This is a genomic window from Segatella copri, from assembly GCF_026015295.1.
Lineage (GTDB): Bacteria > Bacteroidota > Bacteroidia > Bacteroidales > Bacteroidaceae > Prevotella > Prevotella copri_C.
In genome coordinates this window covers 1,589,046-1,610,487 of record NZ_JAPDUW010000001.1, presented here as the reverse complement: position 1 = coordinate 1,610,487, position 21,442 = coordinate 1,589,046, and the positions used below count along the sequence as shown (strand labels likewise).

Sequence of the window (21,442 nt, the reverse complement as noted above, 5' to 3'; positions counted from 1 at the left end):
TATAGCTTAGACGATAAAAGTAGAGAAAAGGTTGCAGGAAATCCAAAAATAATTGCTATTTTTGCATCGTAAATATAAATATTAATAGGTTATATGAACAAGAGATTGATGTTTTCGGCAGCACTCGTGATGGCGCTGCTTTCGGCAAACGCTCAGAAAAGGGCGTTTACCATCGAGGATTTGTACAGGGTGAAGGGCGTTTCTTCGGTGAGCCTTTCGCCTGATGGTAAGACGGTTTGCTATACCGCCAGTTCTTCTGACCTGAAGAACCAGAAGTCTGGCTCCGACATCTACATCATGAATGCGGATGGCTCTCACGCCAAGGCTCTTACCGAGGATGGAAAGAGCAGTTCTGCCGTGTGGAGCAAGGATGGAAAGAGTATCTTCTTTACTAATTATGAGAAAGGGACGGCTCAAATCTTTTGCATGGATCTGACTACCTGCGAGACGGAACAGGTAACTGATTATGAGTTGGGTATCGGTAGCCCTGTCATCTCTCCGGATGAGCGATACATTGCCTTTACCGCAGAAGTATATCCCGACCTGGGAGCTGATGCCAAGGCTAACAAGGCCCGGATGGAGAAAAAGGAGCAGGGACCTGTACAGGCGCATATCGCCGACAAGTTGCTCTACCGTCATTGGACGAGCTATAATGATGGCAGATGCAATCACCTTATCCTTTTCGATACACAGACGAAGACTTACAAGGATCTGACTCCGGGCAATTATTCGCTGATATTCGTGGTTGGGGGTGGAATCACCTATCAATTCTCTCCTGACAGCAAGGAGATCTGTTTCGTATCCAATCATGATGAGCATCAGGAGGCTAGCACCAATGCCGACCTGTGGACGGTATCTGTGAATGGGGGAGAACCGGTCTGCATCACGAAGGAGAACAAGGCTTGGGATGGTACTCCAGCCTATTCGCCTGACGGCAAGTATATCGCTTACCGCTTGCAGCAAGTGCCTGGTTATGAGTCTGATCACTTCCGTCTTGCTATCTACGACCGGGCTGCAAAGAAGTCTACCATCCTGACAGAGAAGTTTGACAACTGGGTAGATGATTACAAATGGGCTCCCGACAGCAAGAGTATCTTCTTCCTCGGTCAGGTACAGGGCGCTGAGCCGCTCTACAAGCTCGATATAGCCAGAAAAACCATCTCGCCGGTATTGACGGGCAAGGCCATCTCGGAGTTTGATTTCGACAATAAGGGTATGGTATATTATACCTATAGCACGACAGGCAAGCCATCGGCTCTCTATCGCCAGCAGATGAAGAAGTGGAATGGAACTCCTGTAGCCAGCGGCAAGGAACAGCAGATTACCTTCCTCAACCAGCAGTTGGAGGATGAAGTGGATATCCGTCCATCTGAGAGTATCTGGGTAGAGGGTGCTGGTGGCGACAAGGTACAGGTATTCATCGTGAAGCCACACAACTTTGATGCCAGCAAGAAATATCCGCTTATCATCAATGTGCATGGCGGACCACAGATGCAGTGGATGAATTCCTTCCGTGGCGACTGGCAGGTTTATCCTGCTGCCGGTTATGTGGTGGCTTATCCTAATCCTCACGGTTCTACGGGATATGGTCAGGCTTTCACCCGTTCCATCTCTGGCGACTGGGGCGGAAAGGTATTCGAGGATGTAATGAAGGTTACCGATAAGTTGGCAACTCTGGAATATGTTGACTCCACGAGGATGGGAGCGATGGGATGGTCGTATGGCGGTTACATGATGAACTGGCTGCAGGGACATACCAAGCGATTCAAGTGTCTGGCTTCCATGATGGGCGTATATGACTTGCGCTCTATGTGGGGCAGTACTGAGGAAGTATGGTTTCCTAACTTTGAGTTAGAGGGACAGCCTTATAATTCCGATCTCTACGAGAAGTGGTCACCATCCTCATACATCAAGAACTTCTCAACACCAACCCTCGTGATGACAGGTGAGCTGGACTATCGTGTACCGTATACCCAGAGTTTGCAGTATTTCACAGCTTTGCAGACCCTAAACATTCCTTCGCGACTGATAGTCTTGAAGTATGATGGTCACTGGCCAAGCAACCTGAAGTCGATGCCGCTCTATTACAACGCGCACCTCGACTGGTTCCATCGTTATCTCGGCGGTGCTCCTGCACCTTGGGATACAGAGAAGATGGTGAATAATGAGATAGAGTACTAAAATGCCCTATATATAATAAGGTGTAGAAAAACAAAATAAAAAAGCTCCATTCGCAATCAGATGCGAATGGAGCTTTTTTCTGATAATTAAAAACTTACTTTGTTTCCTGTTCTTCCTGCATGTCCAGATACTGGTTGTCCTTGTCGTAGAATTCGTACTGGAGGAATGCCAGTTTCTGTGAAGGAATCACATTGAAGCCGAAACCATACTTAAACTGCCATCTGCGCTTCAGGGAAATGAAGCCCTTGTTGATGAAGGCAGCCACGTAAGGATTCACATACAAAGTGAATTTCTTGACGCCGATCTTGTTGACTAGGCGGTCGATTTTTCTTTCCAACTGGTCGGTGAAGAGGATGCTAGACTTGATCTTGCCCGTACCGAAACAGGTAGGGCAGGTTTCATCTACATTCACATCCATAGCCGGACGTACACGCTGGCGTGTAATCTGCATCAGTCCGAACTTGCTCAATGGCAGGATGTTGTGCTTGGCACGGTCCTTCTGCATGTTCTTGCACATGCGTTCATAGAGCAACTGTCGGTCTTCGGCAAGATTCATGTCGATGAAGTCGACAACAATGATACCTCCCATATCTCGGAGGCGCAATTGTCTAGCCAACTCATCAGCAGCGCCGAGGTTAACATCCAGTGCATTTGCTTCCTGACCTTTCTCACGAGTTCTGTTACCACTGTTTACATCGACAACGTGCAAGGCCTCGGTGTGCTCGATGATGAGATAAGCACCGTGCTTGTAGTTAACAACACGACCAAAGCCAGCTTTAATCTGCTTGGTAATGCTGAAATTGTCGAAGATGGGCACCTTACCGGTGTAGAGCTTAACTATGCCCGCCTTTTCAGGGGCTATTAGAGAAACATAGTTCTTCACCTCGTTCATCACATCTTCGTTGTTCACGTAGATGTTCTCGTAAGATGGGTTAAACAAGTCACGCAAGAGAGCAACGGCTCTTCCGGTCTCCTCGAATGCAAGTTGCGGGCGCTGCTGGGTCTTCTGTACCTTGGCGATAGCATCCTCCCATCGCTTCACCAGGACTTTCAGCTCAGCATCGAGCTCAGCGACCTTCTTACCCTCAGCCACAGTGCGGACGATAACGCCGCAATTCTTTGGTTTGATGCTGTGAATGAGTTGTTTGAGTCGGGAGCGTTCTTCACCGCTTTTAATTTTCGACGAGACAGAAACTTTATCACCGAATGGCATGAGTACCAGGTATCGGCCCGCGAATGAGATTTCGCCTGTGAGTCGAGGTCCCTTGGTAGAGATTGGTTCCTTTACGATTTGTACCAGCACTTCCTGTCCTGCTTTGAGTACATTCTGTATGCTGCCGTCCTTTTCCAATTCAGGCATTTTGCTGGCTTTAGAGAATGGGAAAAGTTTCTTTCTGTCGCTCTGTACTTGTTTAAGGTACTTCTGGTAGGAATTAAAATGACTTCCTAGGTCAAGATAATGAAGAAAGGCGTCGCGTTCATAACCTACATCCACGAAGCAGGCGTTAAGACCCGGCATCAGTTTTTTTACCTTTGCGATGTAGATGTTGCCCACAGAGAACGATGCCTCACGAGGTTCGTTCTGGTATTCCACCAGCTGCTTGTCCTCCATGAGTGCGATAGAGATGTCTTTCTGTTGGACATCAATTACAACTTCGCTTGTCATATCTTCAATAATCTTTTAACTTTAAATTAATACAAAAAAAGGGTATGTCATTCCATATCAGAACTGACACACCCCCTCAGTCACGAACTGACCGAGAGCTATAGTAGACTAGCTACAATGCTAGCTTACTTGCTCTTATGTCTGTTCTTACGTAATCTTTTTTTACGCTTGTGAGTAGCCATCTTGTGGCCCTTCTTTTTCTTTCCGTTTGGCATGATTTTAAAATTTTAAAATATTGTTATTATAAAAAATGATATTTCTCTCTTTCTGTCCAGCAGTATTACTGAGCGTTCTGCATCTCCTCGATGAAGCTCTTTGATGGCTTGAAGCTTGGCAAGTCGTGAGCTGGAATGGTGATGGTTGTATTCTTAGAGATGTTACGGGCAGTCTTAGCAGCACGATGCTTGATGTTGAAGCTGCCGAAACCACGCAAGTATACATTGTCCTTCTTTTCGATGAGGCACTTCTTAACCTCTTCCATAAAAGCCTCTACTACAGTACCTACTTCTTTCTTAGGCATACCAGTAGCGATAGCTACCTCATTAATGATATCTGCTTTGGTCATTTCTTTATTTTTTACTAATTTTACTTGTTAATCTTTATTTCGGTGTGCAAAGATACAAGTTTTTTATGATATAACAAAATACTTAAGGCTTTTTTTGCAAAAATAATGCTCTAAGTATTTGCATATAAGGTTTTTATTGCGTATTTTTGCACCAAAATAGAGAAATTATGAGATTTAAGAGATATTTTTTGGCTTTGATGATGGTTGCCTTTCATGCATTGGCGTTGACGGCTGGGGAGGTCTGGACGGCGAAAAATGTACCGATTCCTTTCCTCAGGGATTCTACGCAATATGTTTCCGACCCGGATGGATATGTTGATAAGGCTCAGAAGGATTCTGCCAATTTCTATCTTCAGAAACTGAAGTTGGAGTGTGGCGTACAGAATGTGCTCATCATTGTGGGAAAGGTTGACAACCAGGATGCCTTTCGGATGGCGCAGGATGTGGGCAACCAATATGGTATCGGTTACAAGAAGAGCCGGAGAGGACTGGTTATCGTCATCGCGGTGGAGGACCATAAGTACTTTATTGCTCCAGGAAGTGGACTGGAGGGGGAGTTGACCGATGTGGACTGCGATGATATTGCCCGGGCTTGCATCGTGAAGTATATGCGTGAAGGCAATCCGGGCGAGGCGGTAGCATCTGTGAGCCGTGCTATATATAATAAGGTGAAAAGTGGACGGACGGGAATTGCGGATGTTGATGAAGGTTCGGTTAATGACGAAGAGGACTGGTTCCTGGTCATTATCCTGTTCCTTATCTTCTTCGGTATTCCTATCTATCTGTTTATCAGGTATATTCTGGAGATACTCGGTATTGTGAAGCCAAGACCGAAGAGCCATCAGAGAAACCAGTCTCGTAGGAGAAACAATGACGATGACTGGATACCTCCTTTCTTTATGGGAGGTGGCGGTTCTTCCGGCGGCGGTTTCTCGGGCGGTTCTTTTGGCGGAGGTACCTTTAGCGGAGGTGGCTCTGGCGGAGGATGGTGATGACTGATTATAGTTAATAGTTTATAGTTAATAGTTTATAGTAAATAATTAATTAATAATAATGACAATGGAACAGACAATGAATTCAAACATGCAACCGGCAAAGAGAGGTATAAAGAAAAGTTGGATTATTCTGGGCATCGTAGTTGTGCTGGTACTATGGATGTTCAGTGGTTATAACGGATTGGTAGAGAAACAGGAGTTGGCTACCACAGAGTTGGCTAATGTTCAGACTCAGTATCAGCGTCGTGCTGATATGATGCCACAGTTGGCTAAGATCGTAAAGGCTTATGCCAAGCATGAGAAAGAAACCTTTGCCGAGGTAACCAAGGCTCGTGCTGCTGTTGGTCAGGTAAAGCTGGATGCCAACAATCTTACTGAGGCTAGCCTGAAGAAGTATGCTGCTGCACAGGGTGAGTTGGCGAATGCATTCTCCAAACTGATGGTAGTAGCCGAGAAATATCCTGAGTTGAAAGCCAGCGAGAACTTCAAGGCTCTTCAGGTTCAGGAAGAGGGTACGGAAAACCGTATCAGCGAGGCACGCCGCAAGTATAATGAAGCCGTTCAGAACTATAACCAGACGGTTAGAAAAATGCCAAGTGCCCTTATCGCCGGCCTCTTCAATTTCAATGTGATGCCTAAGTTTGAGGCAGCAGCAGGAGCTGAGAAGGCGCCAGACTTGGATATCTAATTTAGAATTGATCATTAAAAATCCTGTTTTTCAACGGGATTAATAGATTTGTTATCTAGTCAATGGGAACGAGAAGTGTCCCATTGGCTAGATTTTCTGTTTTATGCGCTTTCAATTTGAAAGTAACTCAATATTTTATATATATTTTGTATTTCAGATGTTTTTTATTTCAGAAATTCTTTGTATCTTTGCACGCAATTTAAGAAATATGGTAGAAATACCGCAAACATTGAAATTTCAATAAGGTAAATTACAAATATGAAACAAACAAAGATTGTCGCTTCCATCAGTGATCGTAGATGTGATCAGGATTTTATCCGAAAACTGTTTTTCGCCGGTATGAACGTTGTTCGTATGAATACTGCTCATGCCACAGAAGAGGGTATACGCACCATCGTAAAGAATGTAAGAGCCGTGTCTCCACATATTGGTATTATGATTGATACCAAAGGTCCTGAGGTGCGAACTACAGGTGTGAAGGAACCTATCCACTACAATGTTGGTGATGTAGTGAAAATCTTTGGACGTCCGGAAATGGAGTCTTCTCATGATATTGTGAATGTGAGCTATCCTGACATCGCAGCCGATGTTAAGGTAGGTGATGATTTGCTCTTCGATGATGGTGAACTCGATATGAAGATTATCGACAGCCAGGGTCCTATGCTGGTTGCCGAGGTTCAGAACGAGGGAGTGCTCGGGGCTCACAAGAGCGTGAATGTGCCGGGAGAGCATATCGACTTGCCTGCACTGACAGAGAAAGACCGCCGAAATATTGAACTCGCTATCGAGTTGGATATTGATTTCATCGCTCACTCTTTTGTGCGCAATGCAGCCGATGTGAAGGCAGTTCAGGATATCTTGGACGCTCACAACAGTGATATCAAGATTATCTCTAAGATTGAAAATCAGGAAGGTGTTGATAATATTGACGAGATTATTGATGCCTGCTATGGTATCATGGTTGCCCGTGGTGACCTGGGTATCGAGGTGCCAATCGAGAGAATTCCAGGCATCCAGCGCCGCATCATCTCTAAGTGTGTGAAGGCGCAGAAACCGGTAATCGTGGCTACACAGATGTTGCATACCATGATTAAGAATCCACGTCCTACCCGTGCTGAGGTAACTGATATTGCCAATGCTATCTTCTATCGCACCGATGCGCTGATGCTTTCTGGTGAGACAGCAAGCGGTAAGTATCCTGTAGAAGCAGTGCAGACCATGGTCCGTATTGCTGAGCAGGCAGAGAAGGACAAGTCTCCACTGAATGATATTGATCCAATGGAAGATGGTAAGATTGACCAGAAACTCTTCCTGGCTCATGCTGCCATTGAGGCTACAAAGAAGTTGGGTGTTGCTGGTATTATTACCGATGGCGAGACCGGTCAGACTGCACGCGACCTGGCAGCCTTCCGTGGTCCAAATCCGGTATTGGCAATCTGCTATAAGGAGAAACTCCAGCGCTGGTTGAATCTGAGCTATGGTATTATTCCAATTCATCAGAAGGATCAGGTTTCTACCAAGGCTATGTTTACCGCAGCGGTACGTATGCTTCGCCAGAAAGGCTACTTAGGTGAGGAGGATAAGATTGCTTATCTGAGCGGTAGCTTTGGAGAGGGTGGAGGCACAACCTTCGTTGAGATTAATAAAGTGAAGAAGATTTTCGATAACAGTTATAGCTTTAATTTGCCATCAAATGGCATCGAAGATAAGTAAAAAAGGCTATTATTTCAAAAAAAAATAGACGTAAATAGAATTATTGGTGCAAAAATTTGCAGTATTCAAAAAAATACCGTAATTTTGCACCAATATTTTAAAACGAAAATTTTAGAAAATGAAAAAACTCGTTAGTTCAGTTTTAGTCGCTTTGACTATGCTCTTAGTACTTGGCAGTTGTGGAAGTACTAAGAATGTAGCTTATTTCCAAAATGCAGATTCTATCAGCTTGGCTGCTTCAAGAATGCTTTATGAAGCCAAGATTATGCCTAAGGACGAACTTACAATTACAGTAATTACAACAGATCCAAAGGCTGCCATGCCTTTCAACCTCTCTGTCTCTCAAACATTGGGTACAGGCGGACAGCTGAGTTATGGTAGTGGTTCCCTGCAAGGATATCTGGTTGATAATGATGGTAATATTGAGTTTCCTGTTGTTGGAACCTTGCATGTCGGTGGTTTGACCAAGAAGCAGGCTGAAGATCTCATCAAGAATAAGGTGAAGCCTTATCTGGCAGAAAAAGAAAATCCTATTGTTACGGTTCGCATGGGCAGTTACCATGTATCTGTATTAGGTGAAGTAGAAAAGCCAGGAATTATTTATGCTCCACAGGAGAAGATGAGTATTCTTGAAGCTTTGGCACAGTGTGGCGACTTAACTATCTATGGTAAGCGTGACAATGTATTATTGATTCGTCAGGATGCAGCAGGAGAGAAGCATACTTATCGTATGAACTTGAATGATGCAAATATTATTAATTCACCATTCTATTATCTGCAGCAGAATGATATTATCTATGTAGAACCAAATAAGGTGAAAGCTCAAAACTCATCTATCGGTTCATCTACTACATTGTGGTTCTCTGCCGTTGGTACATTGATTTCTATCGCATCATTGATTGTCAATATCTTGCGATAGCAGGTAATAGGTGGGAGTAAAATTAGGATACTACAAAAATAATAATATATATATGTGTGGCATTGTAGGATATTTAGGTAAGGGTGAGGCTTATCCTGCTCTTATCAAAGGTTTAAAGCGTCTGGAGTACCGCGGATACGATTCTGCGGGAGTTGCCCTTATTGGCAATGACGGCTCTTTGAATGTATATAAGGCAAAGGGTAAGGTGGCGGATCTTGAAGCGTTCTGCTCTGATAAGGATATTTCGGGACATGTGGGTATTGCTCATACTCGTTGGGCTACCCATGGAGAGCCTTCAGCTGTAAATGCTCACCCGCATTATTCCTCTAGCAAGAACCTTGCCATGATTCATAATGGAATCATTGAAAACTATGCCGATATCAAGAAGAATCTCATTGCTAAGGGAGTAGAGTTTAAGAGCGAGACGGATACTGAGGTTCTCGTTCAGCTGATTGAATATATTCAGATAAAGAAAAATCTCGACTTGCTGACTGCCGTTCAGGTGGCTCTCCGTCAGGTAATCGGAGCCTACGCTATCGCTATTCTTGATAAGCGTAACCCTAATCAGATCATTGCTGCCCGTAAGCAGAGTCCGTTGGTTGTAGGTATCGGAAAGGATGGTGAGTTTTATCTCGGTTCTGATGCCAGTCCTATCATCGAATATACAGATAAGGTGGTTTATCTGGAGGATGGTAACATTGCTGTGATGCGCCTCGGTGAGGAATTGCAGGTGGTGAACATCCAGAACGTTAAACTCAACCCTGAGGTACAGACCGTAGACATTGATCTCGGTCAGATAGAGAAGGGCGGTTTCCCTCACTTTATGTTGAAGGAAATTTTTGAGCAGCCAGAGTGCCTTCGTAACTGTATGCGTGGTCGTGTAGTTAGCCGCACAGTGGAAACTCGCGTAATGACTGATGGCGACGATACAACCAGCAAGAAGGAGACTGAGATGGGTGTCGTGCTCAGTTCCATTACCGACCATCGCCAGCAGCTTCTCAATGCCAAGCGAATCATCATCGTGGCTTGTGGTACATCATGGCATGCCGGACTTATCGGCAAGCAGATGATAGAGAACTATTGCCGCATCCCTGTGGAAGTGGAATATGCATCTGAATTCCGTTACCGTAATCCTGTGGTAACGAAGGATGATGTGGTCATCGCCATTTCCCAGAGTGGTGAAACCGCTGATACCCTGGCTGCCATCAAGCTTGCCAAGGAGAGCGGTGCGTTTATCTATGGTATCTGTAACTCCATCGGTTCTTCCATCGCACGAGAGACAGATACAGGTACCTATATTCACGTAGGTCCGGAGATTGGTGTTGCCTCTACCAAGGCGTTCACTGGTCAGGTTACCGTCCTTATCCTTCTGGCACTTGCCATCGGTAAGGAGAGGGGAACCATCAGCGAAAATGAATATCAGAAGATTACAGAACAGCTTTGGAACATTCCTGCCAAGATGAAGGAAGTGTTGAAGCTCAACAATAAGATAGCTGACTTGAGCCGTACGTTTACATACGCTCGCAATTTCATCTATCTGGGCCGTGGATTCCAGTATCCTGTGGCCCTTGAGGGTGCATTGAAGTTGAAGGAGATTAGCTACATCCACGCTGAGGGTTATCCTGCAGCGGAGATGAAACATGGCCCTATCGCATTGATTGACAGCGATATGCCAGTGGTAGTTATTGCTACCCACAACTTCATGTACGAGAAGGTCTTGTCTAATATCCAGGAGATCAAAGCCCGTCAGGGTCGTGTTATTGCTATTGTCAGCAATGGCGATGAAACCATTTCCAAGATTGCCGACGAAGTGATTGAACTCCCTGAGACCTTGGAGTGCTTGGAGCCATTATTGGCTACCATTCCTTTGCAGCTCTTGGCTTACCATGTAGCTGTATGTAAGGGCAAGGACGTTGACCAACCTAGAAACTTGGCCAAGTCAGTTACTGTAGAATAATATATAAAGGGATTCGTCATTTCTTGACGTTTCCCTTTTTTTGGAGGGGGATCCCTCGGATAGGTATATTCAAATTTAACTAAATAAGATAAGGATAATAGAGAGATGGAACCATTGAAACATGAGTGTGGTGTAGCAATGATCAGATTGCTCAAGCCACTGGAGTATTACCAGCAGAAGTATGGTACTTGGATGTATGCACTCAACAAACTCTATCTGATGATGGAGAAGCAGCACAACCGTGGCCAGGAGGGTGCTGGTATGGCTTGTGTCAAACTGGGCGGTAAGCCTGGTCATGAGTATATGTTCCGTGAGCGTGCAGAGGGCAAGAATGCCGTGACCGAAATCTTCGGCAAGGCGAATGCCAACTTCAAGAGCCTGACTCCCGAGCAGCTTGCTGATGCAAAGTTCGCTAAAGAGGAACTGCCTTTTGCAGGCGAACTTTATATGGGACACCTGCGCTACAGTACCACTGGAAAGAGTGGTATTCAGTATGTGCACCCATTCCTGCGACGTAACAACTGGAAGGCGAAGAACCTCTGCCTTTGTGGTAACTTCAACATGACCAACGTAGATGAAATCTTCGAGGAACTTACCAAGCAGGGCCAGAGTCCTCGCATCTACAGCGACACCTACATCATGCTTGAACTGATGGGCCACCGTCTGGACAGAGAGGTGGAGCGCAACTTCGTAGCTGCAAAGGCGATGGAGATGCAGAATACCGATATCACCAACTATATAGAAGACCACGTGAAGATGAGCAATGTACTCAAGACCACGATGAAGAACTTTGATGGCGGTTATGTGGTTTGCGGTATCACCGGTTCGGGTGAAATGTTCTCTATGCGCGACCCTTGGGGCATCCGTCCTGCGTTCTATTACAAGAACGATGAAATCGTGGTAGTAGCCAGCGAGCGCCCTGTACTCCAGACCACCTTCGACCTGGAAGCAGAGGAAGTGCAGGAACTGATGCCGGGCACGGCGCTTCTCGTGAAGAAGAACGGCGAGTGCAGCATCGAGCGCATCATGGAGCAGAAGGGCGATTCAGCCTGCTCATTCGAGCGCATCTACTTCAGTCGTGGTTCCGACAAGGATATCTATAAGGAGCGTAAGCAGTTGGGCGAGCAGTTGACCCAGCCTATCCTGAAGGCTGTGGATTATGATGTAGACCACACCGTGTTCAGCTATATCCCGAACACTGCCGAGGTGGCTTACTATGGCATGTTGAGCGGTTTCAAGAAGTATCTTAATGAGACCAAGATAGAGCAGATTGCCAACCTCGATCATGTTCCATCAAAAGAAGAATTATACGAAATCCTCGGCGACTTCGTCCGCTCAGAAAAGATAGCATGGAAGGATATCAAACTCCGTACCTTCATCACCGAGGGTAACAGCCGTAACGACCTGGCGAGCCATGTGTATGATGTTACCTACGGAAGCATCGAGCCGAATGTGGATAATCTTGTCATTATCGATGATAGTATCGTGCGTGGTACTACCCTGAAGGAGAGTATTCTCCGCATCCTCGACCGTCTGCATCCTAAGAAGATTGTAGTGGTTTCCAGTGCCCCTCAGATCCGATATCCGGATTACTACGGCATCGATATGGCAAGACTGGAAGAGTTCTGCGTGTTCCGTGCTGCCATCCAGCTTTTGAAAGAGCGCAAGATGGAAGACCTTATCAAGCAGACCTATGAGGCTTGCAAGGCAGAATTGGCAAAGCCAAAGGAGGAGCAGATCAATCCGGTACGCTCCATCTACAAGCCATTCAGCACCGAGGAAATCAACGAGAAGATTGTTGAGATGCTTCGCCCAGAGGGCATGACCACTCCTATCCAGCTTGTATTCCAGAGCATTGAGGGCTTGCGCGAGGCGATTCCAAACCACAAGGGTGACTGGTATTTCACCGGTCATTATCCAACCCCAGGCGGCACGAAGCTCTGCAACCAGTCGTTTGTAAACTACATCGAAAACGTTTATCATAAATAAGTGAATAGAGAAGAACGAAGAGTGAAGAATTCATTTGCTCTTATAAGTATGAAATAAAAGAATCAAATGTCAGATATGAAAAAAGTAACCTTAGTTTTGAGCGATGGAACCAAGTTCCATGGCAAATCTTTTGGATATGACGCTCCTGTAGCGGGCGAGGTTGTGTTCAACACAGCCATGATGGGATATCCAGAGAGTTTGACCGACCCTTCTTATGCCGGTCAGTTGATGACACTTACATTCCCTCTCGTGGGTAACTATGGTGTGCCACCATTTACTTTTGAGGAGAATGGTTTGCCAACCTTCATGGAGAGTGACAAGATTTATGCTTCTGCCATCATCGTGAATGATTACAGCGAGCAGTACAGCCACTGGAATGCAGTGGAGAGTCTTGCCGACTGGTTGAAGCGAGAAAAGGTGCCAGGAATTACAGGCATCGATACCCGTGAGTTGACTAAGGTGCTTCGTGAACATGGTGTGATGATGGGTAAGATTCTCTTTGATGATGAACTAGACAACATCCCTGAGGCTAACTATGAGGGTGTAAACTTTGTTGACCAGGTAAGCTGCAAGGAGATTATCCGTTATAACGAGGGTGCCGGCAAGAAGGTGGTTCTCGTTGACTGCGGTGTGAAGGCAAACATCATCCGTTGCCTCATCAACAGAGGCGTAGAGGTGATCCGTGTGCCATGGAATTACGATTACACCGATATGGACTTCGACGGATTGTTCCTGGCAAATGGTCCTGGTGACCCAGATATGTGCGAGGATGCAGTAAACATTATTCGCAAGCAGATCAGTCAGAGCCGCAAGCCTATCTGCGGTATCTGTATGGGTAACCAGTTGCTTTCTAAGGCAGCCGGTGCTACTATCTACAAGTTGAAGTATGGTCACCGTTCACACAACCAGCCTGTGCGCATGGTAGGAACCAACAATTGCTACATCACCTCTCAGAACCACGGTTATGCCGTTGATGCCAAGACATTGGGCAACGACTGGGAGGAACTCTTTGTAAATATGAATGATGGCTCTAACGAGGGTATCCGCCACAAGGTGAACCCTTGGTTCTCAAGCCAGTTCCACCCAGAGGCTTGCTCAGGCCCTGTGGATACAGAGTTCATGTTTGATAAGTTTGTAGAAACACTTAAATAATTAGGAAAAAGATGAAAGACGAAAATATAAAGAAGGTGCTCCTCTTAGGTTCTGGAGCCTTGAAGATCGGTGAAGCAGGTGAGTTCGACTACTCAGGTTCGCAGGCCCTGAAGGCATTGCGCGAGGAAGGTATCGAGACTGTGCTCATCAACCCGAATATCGCAACCGTACAGACATCAGAAGGTGTTGCCGACCAGATTTACTTCCTGCCAGTGCAGCCTTACTTCGTAGAGCGTGTCATCCAGAAGGAGAAGCCAGACGGTATCCTCCTCAGCTTCGGTGGTCAGACTGCCCTCAACTGTGGTGTGGAACTCTATCGCCAGGGCATCCTGGAGAAATATAATGTCAAGGTATTGGGTACTCCTGTTCAGGCTATCATGGATACTGAGGACCGTGAGCTCTTCGTAGAGAAGCTGGATGAAATCAACGTGAAGACCATCAAGAGTGAGGCTTGCGAGAACATCGAGCAGGCCCGCAAGGCTGCTGCCGAGCTCGGCTATCCTGTCATTATCCGTGCTGCTTACGCCTTGGGTGGACTCGGTTCTGGTTTCGCAGACAATGAGGAGGAGCTGAACAAACTCGCAGAGAAGGCCTTCTCATTCTCTCCACAGGTATTGGTAGAGAAGAGCTTGAAGGGTTGGAAGGAAATTGAGTATGAGGTGGTTCGCGACCGTTACGACAACTGTATCACAGTTTGTAACATGGAGAACTTCGACCCACTGGGCATCCATACCGGTGAGAGTATCGTCATCGCTCCATCTCAGACCCTGAGCAATTCTGAGTATCATAAGCTCCGTGCCCTCGCCATCAAGATTATCCGTCACATCGGAATCGTGGGTGAGTGTAACGTGCAGTATGCCTTCGACCCTAAGAGCGAGGACTATCGCGTTATCGAGGTGAATGCCCGCTTGAGCCGTTCATCTGCCTTGGCATCTAAGGCTACCGGTTATCCTCTTGCCTTCGTTGCAGCCAAGCTCGGTATGGGTTACGGTCTGTTCGAGTTGAAGAACTCTGTAACCAAGACCACATCAGCTTTCTTCGAGCCAGCATTGGACTACGTGGTTTGTAAGATTCCTCGTTGGGACTTGTCTAAGTTCCGTGGCGTAGATAAGGAGTTGGGTTCATCTATGAAGTCAGTAGGTGAGGTAATGGCCATCGGCCGCAACTTCGAGGAGGCTATCCAGAAGGGTCTTCGTATGATTGGTCAGGGCATGCACGGCTTCGTAGAGAACAAGGAGCTTGAAATCGATGATATCGATGCAGCTTTGCGCGAGCCAACAGATAAGCGTGTGTTCGTGATTTCAAAGGCAATGCACAAGGGCTATACCGTAGATCAGATTCACGACTTGACCAAGATTGACAAGTGGTTCCTGGAGAAGTTGAAGCACATCATCGACATCGACGAGGAGATGAAGAAGTGCAATATCAATACTCTTGACCAGAATCTGCTCCGTACCGCTAAGGTTTATGGTTTCACCGACTTCCAGGTAGCTCGTGCCGTGGGCTTAGAGCAGGAGTTGGGCAACATGCACAAGGCTGCCCTCCTGGTTCGCAACAAGCGCAAGAGCTATGGCATCCTGCCTGTAGTAAAGCAGATTGATACCCTGGCAGCAGAGTATCCTGCTCAGACCAACTACCTCTATGTAACCTACGCTGGCGTGAAGAGTGACATCACCTTCGAGAACGACCACCGTTCTATCGTCGTACTCGGTTCGGGTGCTTACCGCATCGGTTCTTCCGTAGAGTTCGACTGGTGTGGCGTTCAGGCATTGAACACCATCCGCAAGGAGGGTTGGCGCTCAGTGATGATCAACTACAACCCAGAGACCGTATCTACCGACTACGATATGTGCGACCGTCTCTACTTCGACGAGTTGACCTTCGAGCGTGTGATGGATATCATCGAGATGGAGCAGCCTCATGGCGTCATCGTATCTACCGGTGGTCAGATTCCAAACAACCTGGCTATGCACCTGGATGCACAGAACGTGCCAATTCTGGGTACTGCTGCCAAGGACATCGATAATGCAGAGGACCGTGCCAAGTTCTCTCAGATGTTGACCAACAACGGCATCAACCAGCCAGAGTGGAGCGCCCTGACCTCTATGGAGGATATCGACAACTTCATCGAGCGTGTAGGTTTCCCAGTATTGGTTCGTCCTAGCTACGTGCTTTCTGGTGCTGCGATGAACGTATGTTCTAACGAGGAAGAGCTGAAGCGATTCCTGCAGTTGGCAGCCAACGTGAGTGAGGATCACCCAGTGGTAGTAAGTAAGTTTATCGAACATGCCAAGGAGATTGAGATGGATGCAGTGGCAAAGAATGGCGAGGTGATTGCCTATGCCATTTCCGAGCACATCGAGTTTGCCGGTGTTCACTCAGGCGATGCAACCATCCAGTTCCCTCCTCAGAAGTTATATGTTGAGACAGTTCGTCGTGTGAAGCGAGTAGGTCGTCAGATTGCCAAGGAGTTGCACATCAACGGTCCGTTCAACATCCAGTTCATGGCTCGTGACAATGATATTCTCGTTATCGAGTGTAACTTGCGTGCCAGCCGTTCGTTCCCATTCGTAAGCAAGGTATTGAAGATCAACCTCATCGAGTTGGCTACCCGCGTAATGCTCGGTTTGCCAGTAGAGAAGCCACACAAGAACCTCTTCGATCTCGACTATGTAGGTATCAAGGCATCTCAGTTCAGCTTCAACCGTTTGCAGAAGGCAGACCCTGTATTGGGTGTGGATATGAGTTCTACCGGTGAGGTAGGTTGCTTGGGCGACGATACATCTACCGCACTTCTGAAGAGTATGCTTTCTGTGGGTCATCGCATTCCAGCCAAGAACATCCTGCTTTCTACAGGTTCTGCCAAGCAGAAGGTAGATTTGCTCGATGCTGCCCAGATGCTGGTTAAGCATGGTTACAAGCTGTATGCAACCGGTGGTAGTAGCAAGTTCCTCACCGAGAACGGCATTGAGAACACCCGTGTGCTCTGGCCATCAGAGGAGGCAGAAGGCGGTGCACCAAAGGCTTTGGAGATGCTCCACAACCACGAGATTGATATGGTAGTGAATATTCCAAAGAACTTGACCAGCAGCGAGTTGAGCAATGGTTACAAGATTCGTCGTGCTGCCATCGACCTGAACGTGCCATTGATTACCAACAGCCGTCTGGCGAGTGCATTCATCTATGCATTCTGCACCACCAAGCTCGAGGATATCGATATCAAGGCTTGGGGAGAGTATAAATAGTTGATAGTTAATAGTTAAGAATTGACAGTTAAGTCATTCTTGATGATTCCCAATAGAAAAATCCCTGCTGTAGGAAAGGCTTCCTACGGCAGGGATTTTTTATTTGAATAAAAAGAAGTGAAAACTTTGGTTGTTTCACAATTAAATCGTAAATTTGCAGCAAAAACTATAATAATGAAGAGTTATGGAAGAAAAATTATCGACTATATATTTAAGAGATGGACGGAACGCCCTGCAATATGTTATGAGCCTGAGCGAAAAGTACAGGCAGATAGCGACCGAAGCGATATTCGAGTGTTTGAGACTGGGTTATCCACTCAACAATATGGAGATAACAGGCAAAGCACGAGAACTGCAGAGGAAGAAGAATGCCTACGTTTGATAAAAATCGCCAAAGAACAAGACTTTAAGTTATGGATGAATTGACAAATACAAGATTATATACCGATGTCTGCTCCATCATAGAGCAAGGCAGGAAGGAAGCTTATGCCTCCGTCAATCATAAGATGATAGAGACCTATTGGAACATAGGGCGACGCATCGTGGAAGAAGAACAGAATGGTGAGGCACGTGCTGAGTATGGGGCTCAGATCATTGCGCAATTATCTGAGCTATTGACACATCAATATGGTAAAGGATTTAGCAAAAGAAATTTGGCTTATTTCCGCCAATTCTACTTGACAATCAGTGATATACGAATTTTGCAATCGCGATTGCAAAATCTTACTTGGACACATATAACAAAAGTTCTTCGTGTGGAAGACTCTACTGCCATTCGTTGGTATCTCGAAATGGCTTCAAAGGAAATGTGGAGCGTGCGTACGCTCGACCGCAATATTTCCACTCAATACTTTGAACGTCATTTTGTGCAGCCTTCGCTTCCTATGACAGAGACTGAACCACATCAGTTTGAACTATTGAAAAGCCCTGTTGTGGCAGAGTTCTTAGGCTTCAAGCAGGATGATTCTTATTCTGAGGAAGAGTTGGAGTCTGCCATCATCACCCACCTGCAGGAGTTTATGATGGAGATGGGACGAGGCTTTGCTTTCATGGGACGCCAGCAGTTGGTACGCACAGATACACAGGATTATTTCATAGACCTTGTTTTCTATAATGTCGTGCTGAAATGTTATGTCCTCATAGACTTGAAACTTGGTGCTATCACCCATCAGGATGTGGGACAGATGGATATGTACGTCCGTATGTATGATGAGTTCAAGCATACGGAAGGCGACAATCCAACCATCGGCATCGTGCTTTGTTCAGAGACGAGCAAGGATATTGCACGTTATTCCATCCTCAAAGATAATGACCATCTCTTTGCTACAAAGTACAAGACTTATCTGCCGACAGAAGAACAGCTTCGCACGGAGATAGAACGCCAGAAGCAATTGTTCTATTTGCAGCATGAAGGTAAGGCAAAACATAACAATAATAAATGACAAGGAGAAACAAGATATAAATGAACCCAAAATAAGATTTCAAGGATTTGAGGGGGAATGGAAAAGTGGAAAAATAGAAGAAGTTGCGGCTTTGCAAGGAGGCTATGCTTTTCAGAGTTCCTCGTTTTGTAAAGATGGAGTCCCTATTCCTTTTCGTTGAATTCGATGATGGATATAAAGTATTGTACGATGTGAAGGATGACATCAAGACGCTTCCTTCGTTTCGTGCATTAGTGGATGTATATGGCCTTTTTAAACAAGCTCAGTTGGACACCAGCCGAACTTGTGTTTATTGGAACGACAAGATTGACCTTGCCAGCGACAGTATTTATGAGTATGGAAAGGCTGCATAATAACAATCCCGCTAAGTGCCATTTGTAGAAATGTGCTTGATGGGATTGTAAAATGCAAAAGTCCCACCCTGGTTCGCTGTGCAAGTTGGGAAGCGTGGTGAGAACTGTCACCGCAAAGGTATGCATATTTTTTGAAACTGCAAAACTTTTTGCGAATAAACTTTTGTAAAGTACCCTGTTTTGAACGAAGATTACACATTGTTAGTGTAAATTTGGCTCGTTTAACCATCAACTTCTTCAAAAGTTATAGTGTTGCTACCAGTTGAGTTTACTGTTGATTCTCCTGTAGAGCTTCAGACTGTTACACTTCCAAAGACACTGATGATTGCGCCAAGCGGAGTGTAATAGTCCATTTGTCGGTTGTTTTCAGTTGTCATCTGGACTATTTTGCTGCAAAAACACTTTTTTACCTAAAAAATCTGTTCATAAATAGCTTATTCTCATTTATTTTTTATACTTTTGCAGTGCATTCGCAATAAATGCGTTTGTATAACATAACATAAGGCGTCGTCAACGCTTTGCTCATTGATTATTCTGAACGTAGGAAATTCAAAATGCTTGTCAATGGCTTAGCAGAGAAGGTGTCACGGGTAGGTTGTATAATCAACTCTCGTAGTGTGCCAAGGGGACAAACCTCTACGGCACACTTTTCGTGGGTCTTTATAACTTTCAGCGTGAGATTCTATCTGTTCGTCATCAAGCAATGGTTTCCTACGACCAAGAATAAGTGACGGGCAAGATTAGTTTCTCGCGCTTTTCGTTTAATAAACATGATTGTATAATCTTCAAAAAGTGGAAGTATGAAAAAGAGTATGATTTTAGCTATCGTTGGTGTGGCGATGAGTATGAGTGTCCATGCACAAGTGCAATTCTCTAAATTTAAGTTTTATGTTGCAGATATTATGGACTTTAGCCATTTGCAACTGGAAACAAAGTTTAAGGTGACAAGTGACAGAAATTTGAAATATGTACATGTGTTTTTTACTCCTGTAAATGGTGTTGGCGATGCTATTGTTGATGAAATACGTGGTGGTGTTAATGCTAATGTAAAGCACACAAAGTTCCATCACATCTATGCAACTGGACCATTTGAATCAAAGAAAAGTTATACCAAACATTTTGATCCTTATTATATTGGCGGAAAGAAGCCAACTCCTTTTCCGTATAAGGTTGTAGTTGATTACATGGGTGGTGGTAGCGATACTATTCTTGTCACAAAGGATAATATCAAAACATATTTTCCATGCCTAAAATGGATAGATGTTGACTATAAGAGTGGTTTCCAACCAGATAATTAATGTTTTTCAATAAATATGGATGTGAAAAAATTCTTGCCAATATTGCTTCTTTACATGAGTTTGGCAACTTCTTGCTTTGCTCAGGCTAAGTTTGAGAAAGTGGATTGTGACACGATGAATTATAGTTTTACGGCGATTCTCTCTTGTCCACAATCTAAGGATGTTTTGTATCGTGCTTCAAAGGAATCGCTTGCGACACATATACCAAACTTTCAACAGAAATTGCAGTATGATGATAAAGAAACAGGAACTATTAAGTTTAGAAGCTCATCATATCTTCATGGAACAAAAACCTTTCCTGATAATAGACCAAAAATTGACATGACGGGAACTGTTGAGTATATAGTTACAATTACCATAAAAGATGGAAAGTATAGAGTCAAGACTGAAAATCCTATGGCAACTTGGCAAGAATCTTTTATCTTTAATGGTACTAGGCAGGATATTGGCAGGAAACGGCTTGACTTAAAAGGATTTACTCTTTGGAGTGATTATAATAGAAAGATATTGGAATCACATTCAAGCGATATAGGTCAAATCATTGCTGGTATTTGGACGAGGGCAAAAGAAATAGAAGAAGATGATTTCTAATATGCTATTCATTAGTTGTTGTGCTTGGCTTCGTAAACTTGATAGTTAGATGATATTTTCTTGATATTATCTGAGCTGTTTCGAGGTAGAAATGATAATTTTCAGATTATTTCAGTTTACAGATGCCTTATTCTCATTTATTTTTCGTATATTTGCACCGCATTCGTGGTAAAACGTTTGTGAATAATAATTTCGATATGAATGAAAATAGTTGAATAAAAATATTCAAATGGGGTTGTTGGAAACCCTTATGCTGAGGGCTTATGCCACTCGGTAAGTACCTTAAATTGTTATATAACAGATAATTGTAACAAATAGGGTGGATATCATCTAAAAAAGTGAGGTACATCCAACCGTCGATGGCTTGGCTCAACTTGCCTACCAGGTGGATATCATCTAAAAAAGTGAGGTACATCCAACTGAAAGGCTCTAATACCTCCTTGCGGTAAGTGGTGGATATCATCTAAAAAAGTGAGGTACATCCAATGGTGTTGACCTGATCTTCTGTTAGGCCGGCGGTGGATATCATCTAAAAAAGTGAGGTACATCCAACAAACGAAATTTAGAGAATGTAGAGGTGTGGTGGATATCATCTTAAAAAGTGAGGTACGTCCAACGTTAGTCCCTCGTTACCTATTTCAAATTAGGTGGAAATCTTCTAAAAAAGTGAGGAACATCCAATAACCAA

Annotated in this window: 15 protein-coding genes, 1 pseudogene and 1 CRISPR repeat array; of the genes and pseudogenes, 14 read left to right on the top strand and 2 right to left on the bottom strand. The window is 44.9% G+C overall.

The window, feature by feature from the left end; genetic code table 11:
• Positions 1 to 93 precede the first annotated feature (93 nt).
• The gene (locus tag ONT18_RS07000; RefSeq protein WP_264904660.1) at positions 94 to 2,181 is read left to right on the top strand and encodes a S9 family peptidase; all 2,088 of its coding nucleotides are present in this window, start codon (positions 94 to 96) and stop codon (positions 2,179 to 2,181) included.
• 94 nt (positions 2,182 to 2,275) lie between these two features.
• On the opposite strand, the gene ONT18_RS06995 is transcribed toward ONT18_RS07000, so the two are convergent.
• On the bottom strand, positions 2,276 to 3,847 hold the full coding sequence (locus ONT18_RS06995; RefSeq protein ID WP_117692278.1) for an Rne/Rng family ribonuclease: 1,572 nt from the start codon (positions 3,845 to 3,847) through the stop codon (positions 2,276 to 2,278).
• A gap of 280 nt (positions 3,848 to 4,127) precedes the next feature.
• Positions 4,128 to 4,424 (bottom strand): annotated as a pseudogene (locus tag ONT18_RS06990) (HU family DNA-binding protein); the annotation flags it as partial.
• A 155-nt stretch (positions 4,425 to 4,579) separates the two neighbouring features.
• Between ONT18_RS06990 and ONT18_RS06985 the strand changes: the two are divergent.
• From ONT18_RS06985 to ONT18_RS06925, 13 genes are all read left to right on the top strand, one after another.
• The gene (locus ONT18_RS06985) at positions 4,580 to 5,404 is read left to right on the top strand and encodes a TPM domain-containing protein (protein ID WP_264904658.1); all 825 of its coding nucleotides are present in this window, start codon (positions 4,580 to 4,582) and stop codon (positions 5,402 to 5,404) included.
• 67 nt (positions 5,405 to 5,471) lie between these two features.
• Positions 5,472 to 6,095 carry a LemA family protein gene (locus tag ONT18_RS06980; RefSeq protein WP_228114989.1) on the top strand — a complete coding sequence of 208 codons (624 nt, stop codon included), beginning with the start codon at positions 5,472 to 5,474 and terminating at the stop codon, positions 6,093 to 6,095.
• 258 nt (positions 6,096 to 6,353) lie between these two features.
• A complete protein-coding gene (gene pyk, locus ONT18_RS06975; RefSeq protein WP_264904656.1) occupies positions 6,354 to 7,808 on the top strand; it encodes a pyruvate kinase in 1,455 nt (484 codons plus the stop codon).
• Between the two features lie 118 nt (positions 7,809 to 7,926).
• Complete coding sequence (locus ONT18_RS06970; RefSeq protein ID WP_022121476.1) at positions 7,927 to 8,727, top strand: polysaccharide biosynthesis/export family protein; 801 nt, start codon at positions 7,927 to 7,929, stop codon at positions 8,725 to 8,727.
• 52 nt (positions 8,728 to 8,779) lie between these two features.
• Positions 8,780 to 10,684, top strand: coding sequence for a glutamine--fructose-6-phosphate transaminase (isomerizing) (gene glmS / locus ONT18_RS06965; RefSeq protein WP_218432738.1), 1,905 nt, complete (start codon positions 8,780 to 8,782; stop codon positions 10,682 to 10,684).
• A gap of 105 nt (positions 10,685 to 10,789) precedes the next feature.
• Positions 10,790 to 12,673 (top strand): amidophosphoribosyltransferase, encoded by a 1,884-nt coding sequence (locus ONT18_RS06960; RefSeq protein ID WP_264904651.1) that lies wholly within the window; start codon positions 10,790 to 10,792, stop codon positions 12,671 to 12,673.
• A gap of 75 nt (positions 12,674 to 12,748) precedes the next feature.
• Positions 12,749 to 13,825: a glutamine-hydrolyzing carbamoyl-phosphate synthase small subunit gene (gene carA / locus ONT18_RS06955; protein WP_217759974.1), complete on the top strand. Its 1,077-nt coding sequence runs from the start codon at positions 12,749 to 12,751 to the stop codon at positions 13,823 to 13,825.
• An 11-nt stretch (positions 13,826 to 13,836) separates the two neighbouring features.
• Positions 13,837 to 17,070 (top strand): carbamoyl-phosphate synthase (glutamine-hydrolyzing) large subunit, encoded by a 3,234-nt coding sequence (gene carB, locus ONT18_RS06950; RefSeq protein ID WP_264904649.1) that lies wholly within the window; start codon positions 13,837 to 13,839, stop codon positions 17,068 to 17,070.
• A 117-nt stretch (positions 17,071 to 17,187) separates the two neighbouring features.
• Complete coding sequence (locus ONT18_RS06945; protein ID WP_264904647.1) at positions 17,188 to 17,496, top strand: hypothetical protein; 309 nt, start codon at positions 17,188 to 17,190, stop codon at positions 17,494 to 17,496.
• Positions 17,484 to 18,512: a PDDEXK nuclease domain-containing protein gene (locus ONT18_RS06940; protein ID WP_264904645.1), complete on the top strand. Its 1,029-nt coding sequence runs from the start codon at positions 17,484 to 17,486 to the stop codon at positions 18,510 to 18,512. The genes ONT18_RS06945 and ONT18_RS06940 overlap by 13 nt, the downstream gene beginning before the upstream one ends.
• A gap of 104 nt (positions 18,513 to 18,616) precedes the next feature.
• Positions 18,617 to 18,865: a DUF2442 domain-containing protein gene (locus ONT18_RS06935; RefSeq protein WP_264904643.1), complete on the top strand. Its 249-nt coding sequence runs from the start codon at positions 18,617 to 18,619 to the stop codon at positions 18,863 to 18,865.
• Between the two features lie 812 nt (positions 18,866 to 19,677).
• Positions 19,678 to 20,163, top strand: a complete 486-nt coding sequence (locus ONT18_RS06930) for a hypothetical protein (protein ID WP_264904641.1) — start codon at positions 19,678 to 19,680, stop codon at positions 20,161 to 20,163.
• A 15-nt stretch (positions 20,164 to 20,178) separates the two neighbouring features.
• Positions 20,179 to 20,754: a DUF4468 domain-containing protein gene (locus tag ONT18_RS06925; protein ID WP_264904639.1), complete on the top strand. Its 576-nt coding sequence runs from the start codon at positions 20,179 to 20,181 to the stop codon at positions 20,752 to 20,754.
• 318 nt (positions 20,755 to 21,072) lie between these two features.
• Positions 21,073 to 21,435: a CRISPR direct-repeat array (repeat unit 35 nt; unit sequence GGTGGATATCATCTAAAAAAGTGAGGTACATCCAA).
• Positions 21,436 to 21,442: the final 7 nt, after the last annotated feature.

What these genes read in the sequence shown, in the direction of transcription:
- ONT18_RS07000 (WP_264904660.1), top strand. Translation starts at nt 94, where the DNA reads ATGAACAAGAGATTGATGTTTTCGGCAGCACTCGTGATGGCGCTGCTT.
- ONT18_RS06995 (WP_117692278.1), bottom strand. Translation starts at nt 3,847, where the DNA reads ATGACAAGCGAAGTTGTAATTGATGTCCAACAGAAAGACATCTCTATC.
- ONT18_RS06985 (WP_264904658.1), top strand. Translation starts at nt 4,580, where the DNA reads ATGAGATTTAAGAGATATTTTTTGGCTTTGATGATGGTTGCCTTTCAT.
- ONT18_RS06980 (WP_228114989.1), top strand. Translation starts at nt 5,472, where the DNA reads ATGGAACAGACAATGAATTCAAACATGCAACCGGCAAAGAGAGGTATA.
- pyk (WP_264904656.1), top strand. Translation starts at nt 6,354, where the DNA reads ATGAAACAAACAAAGATTGTCGCTTCCATCAGTGATCGTAGATGTGAT.
- ONT18_RS06970 (WP_022121476.1), top strand. Translation starts at nt 7,927, where the DNA reads ATGAAAAAACTCGTTAGTTCAGTTTTAGTCGCTTTGACTATGCTCTTA.
- glmS (WP_218432738.1), top strand. Translation starts at nt 8,780, where the DNA reads ATGTGTGGCATTGTAGGATATTTAGGTAAGGGTGAGGCTTATCCTGCT.
- ONT18_RS06960 (WP_264904651.1), top strand. Translation starts at nt 10,790, where the DNA reads ATGGAACCATTGAAACATGAGTGTGGTGTAGCAATGATCAGATTGCTC.
- carA (WP_217759974.1), top strand. Translation starts at nt 12,749, where the DNA reads ATGAAAAAAGTAACCTTAGTTTTGAGCGATGGAACCAAGTTCCATGGC.
- carB (WP_264904649.1), top strand. Translation starts at nt 13,837, where the DNA reads ATGAAAGACGAAAATATAAAGAAGGTGCTCCTCTTAGGTTCTGGAGCC.
- ONT18_RS06940 (WP_264904645.1), top strand. Translation starts at nt 17,484, where the DNA reads ATGGATGAATTGACAAATACAAGATTATATACCGATGTCTGCTCCATC.
- ONT18_RS06935 (WP_264904643.1), top strand. Translation starts at nt 18,617, where the DNA reads ATGCTTTTCAGAGTTCCTCGTTTTGTAAAGATGGAGTCCCTATTCCTT.
- ONT18_RS06930 (WP_264904641.1), top strand. Translation starts at nt 19,678, where the DNA reads ATGATTTTAGCTATCGTTGGTGTGGCGATGAGTATGAGTGTCCATGCA.
- ONT18_RS06925 (WP_264904639.1), top strand. Translation starts at nt 20,179, where the DNA reads ATGGATGTGAAAAAATTCTTGCCAATATTGCTTCTTTACATGAGTTTG.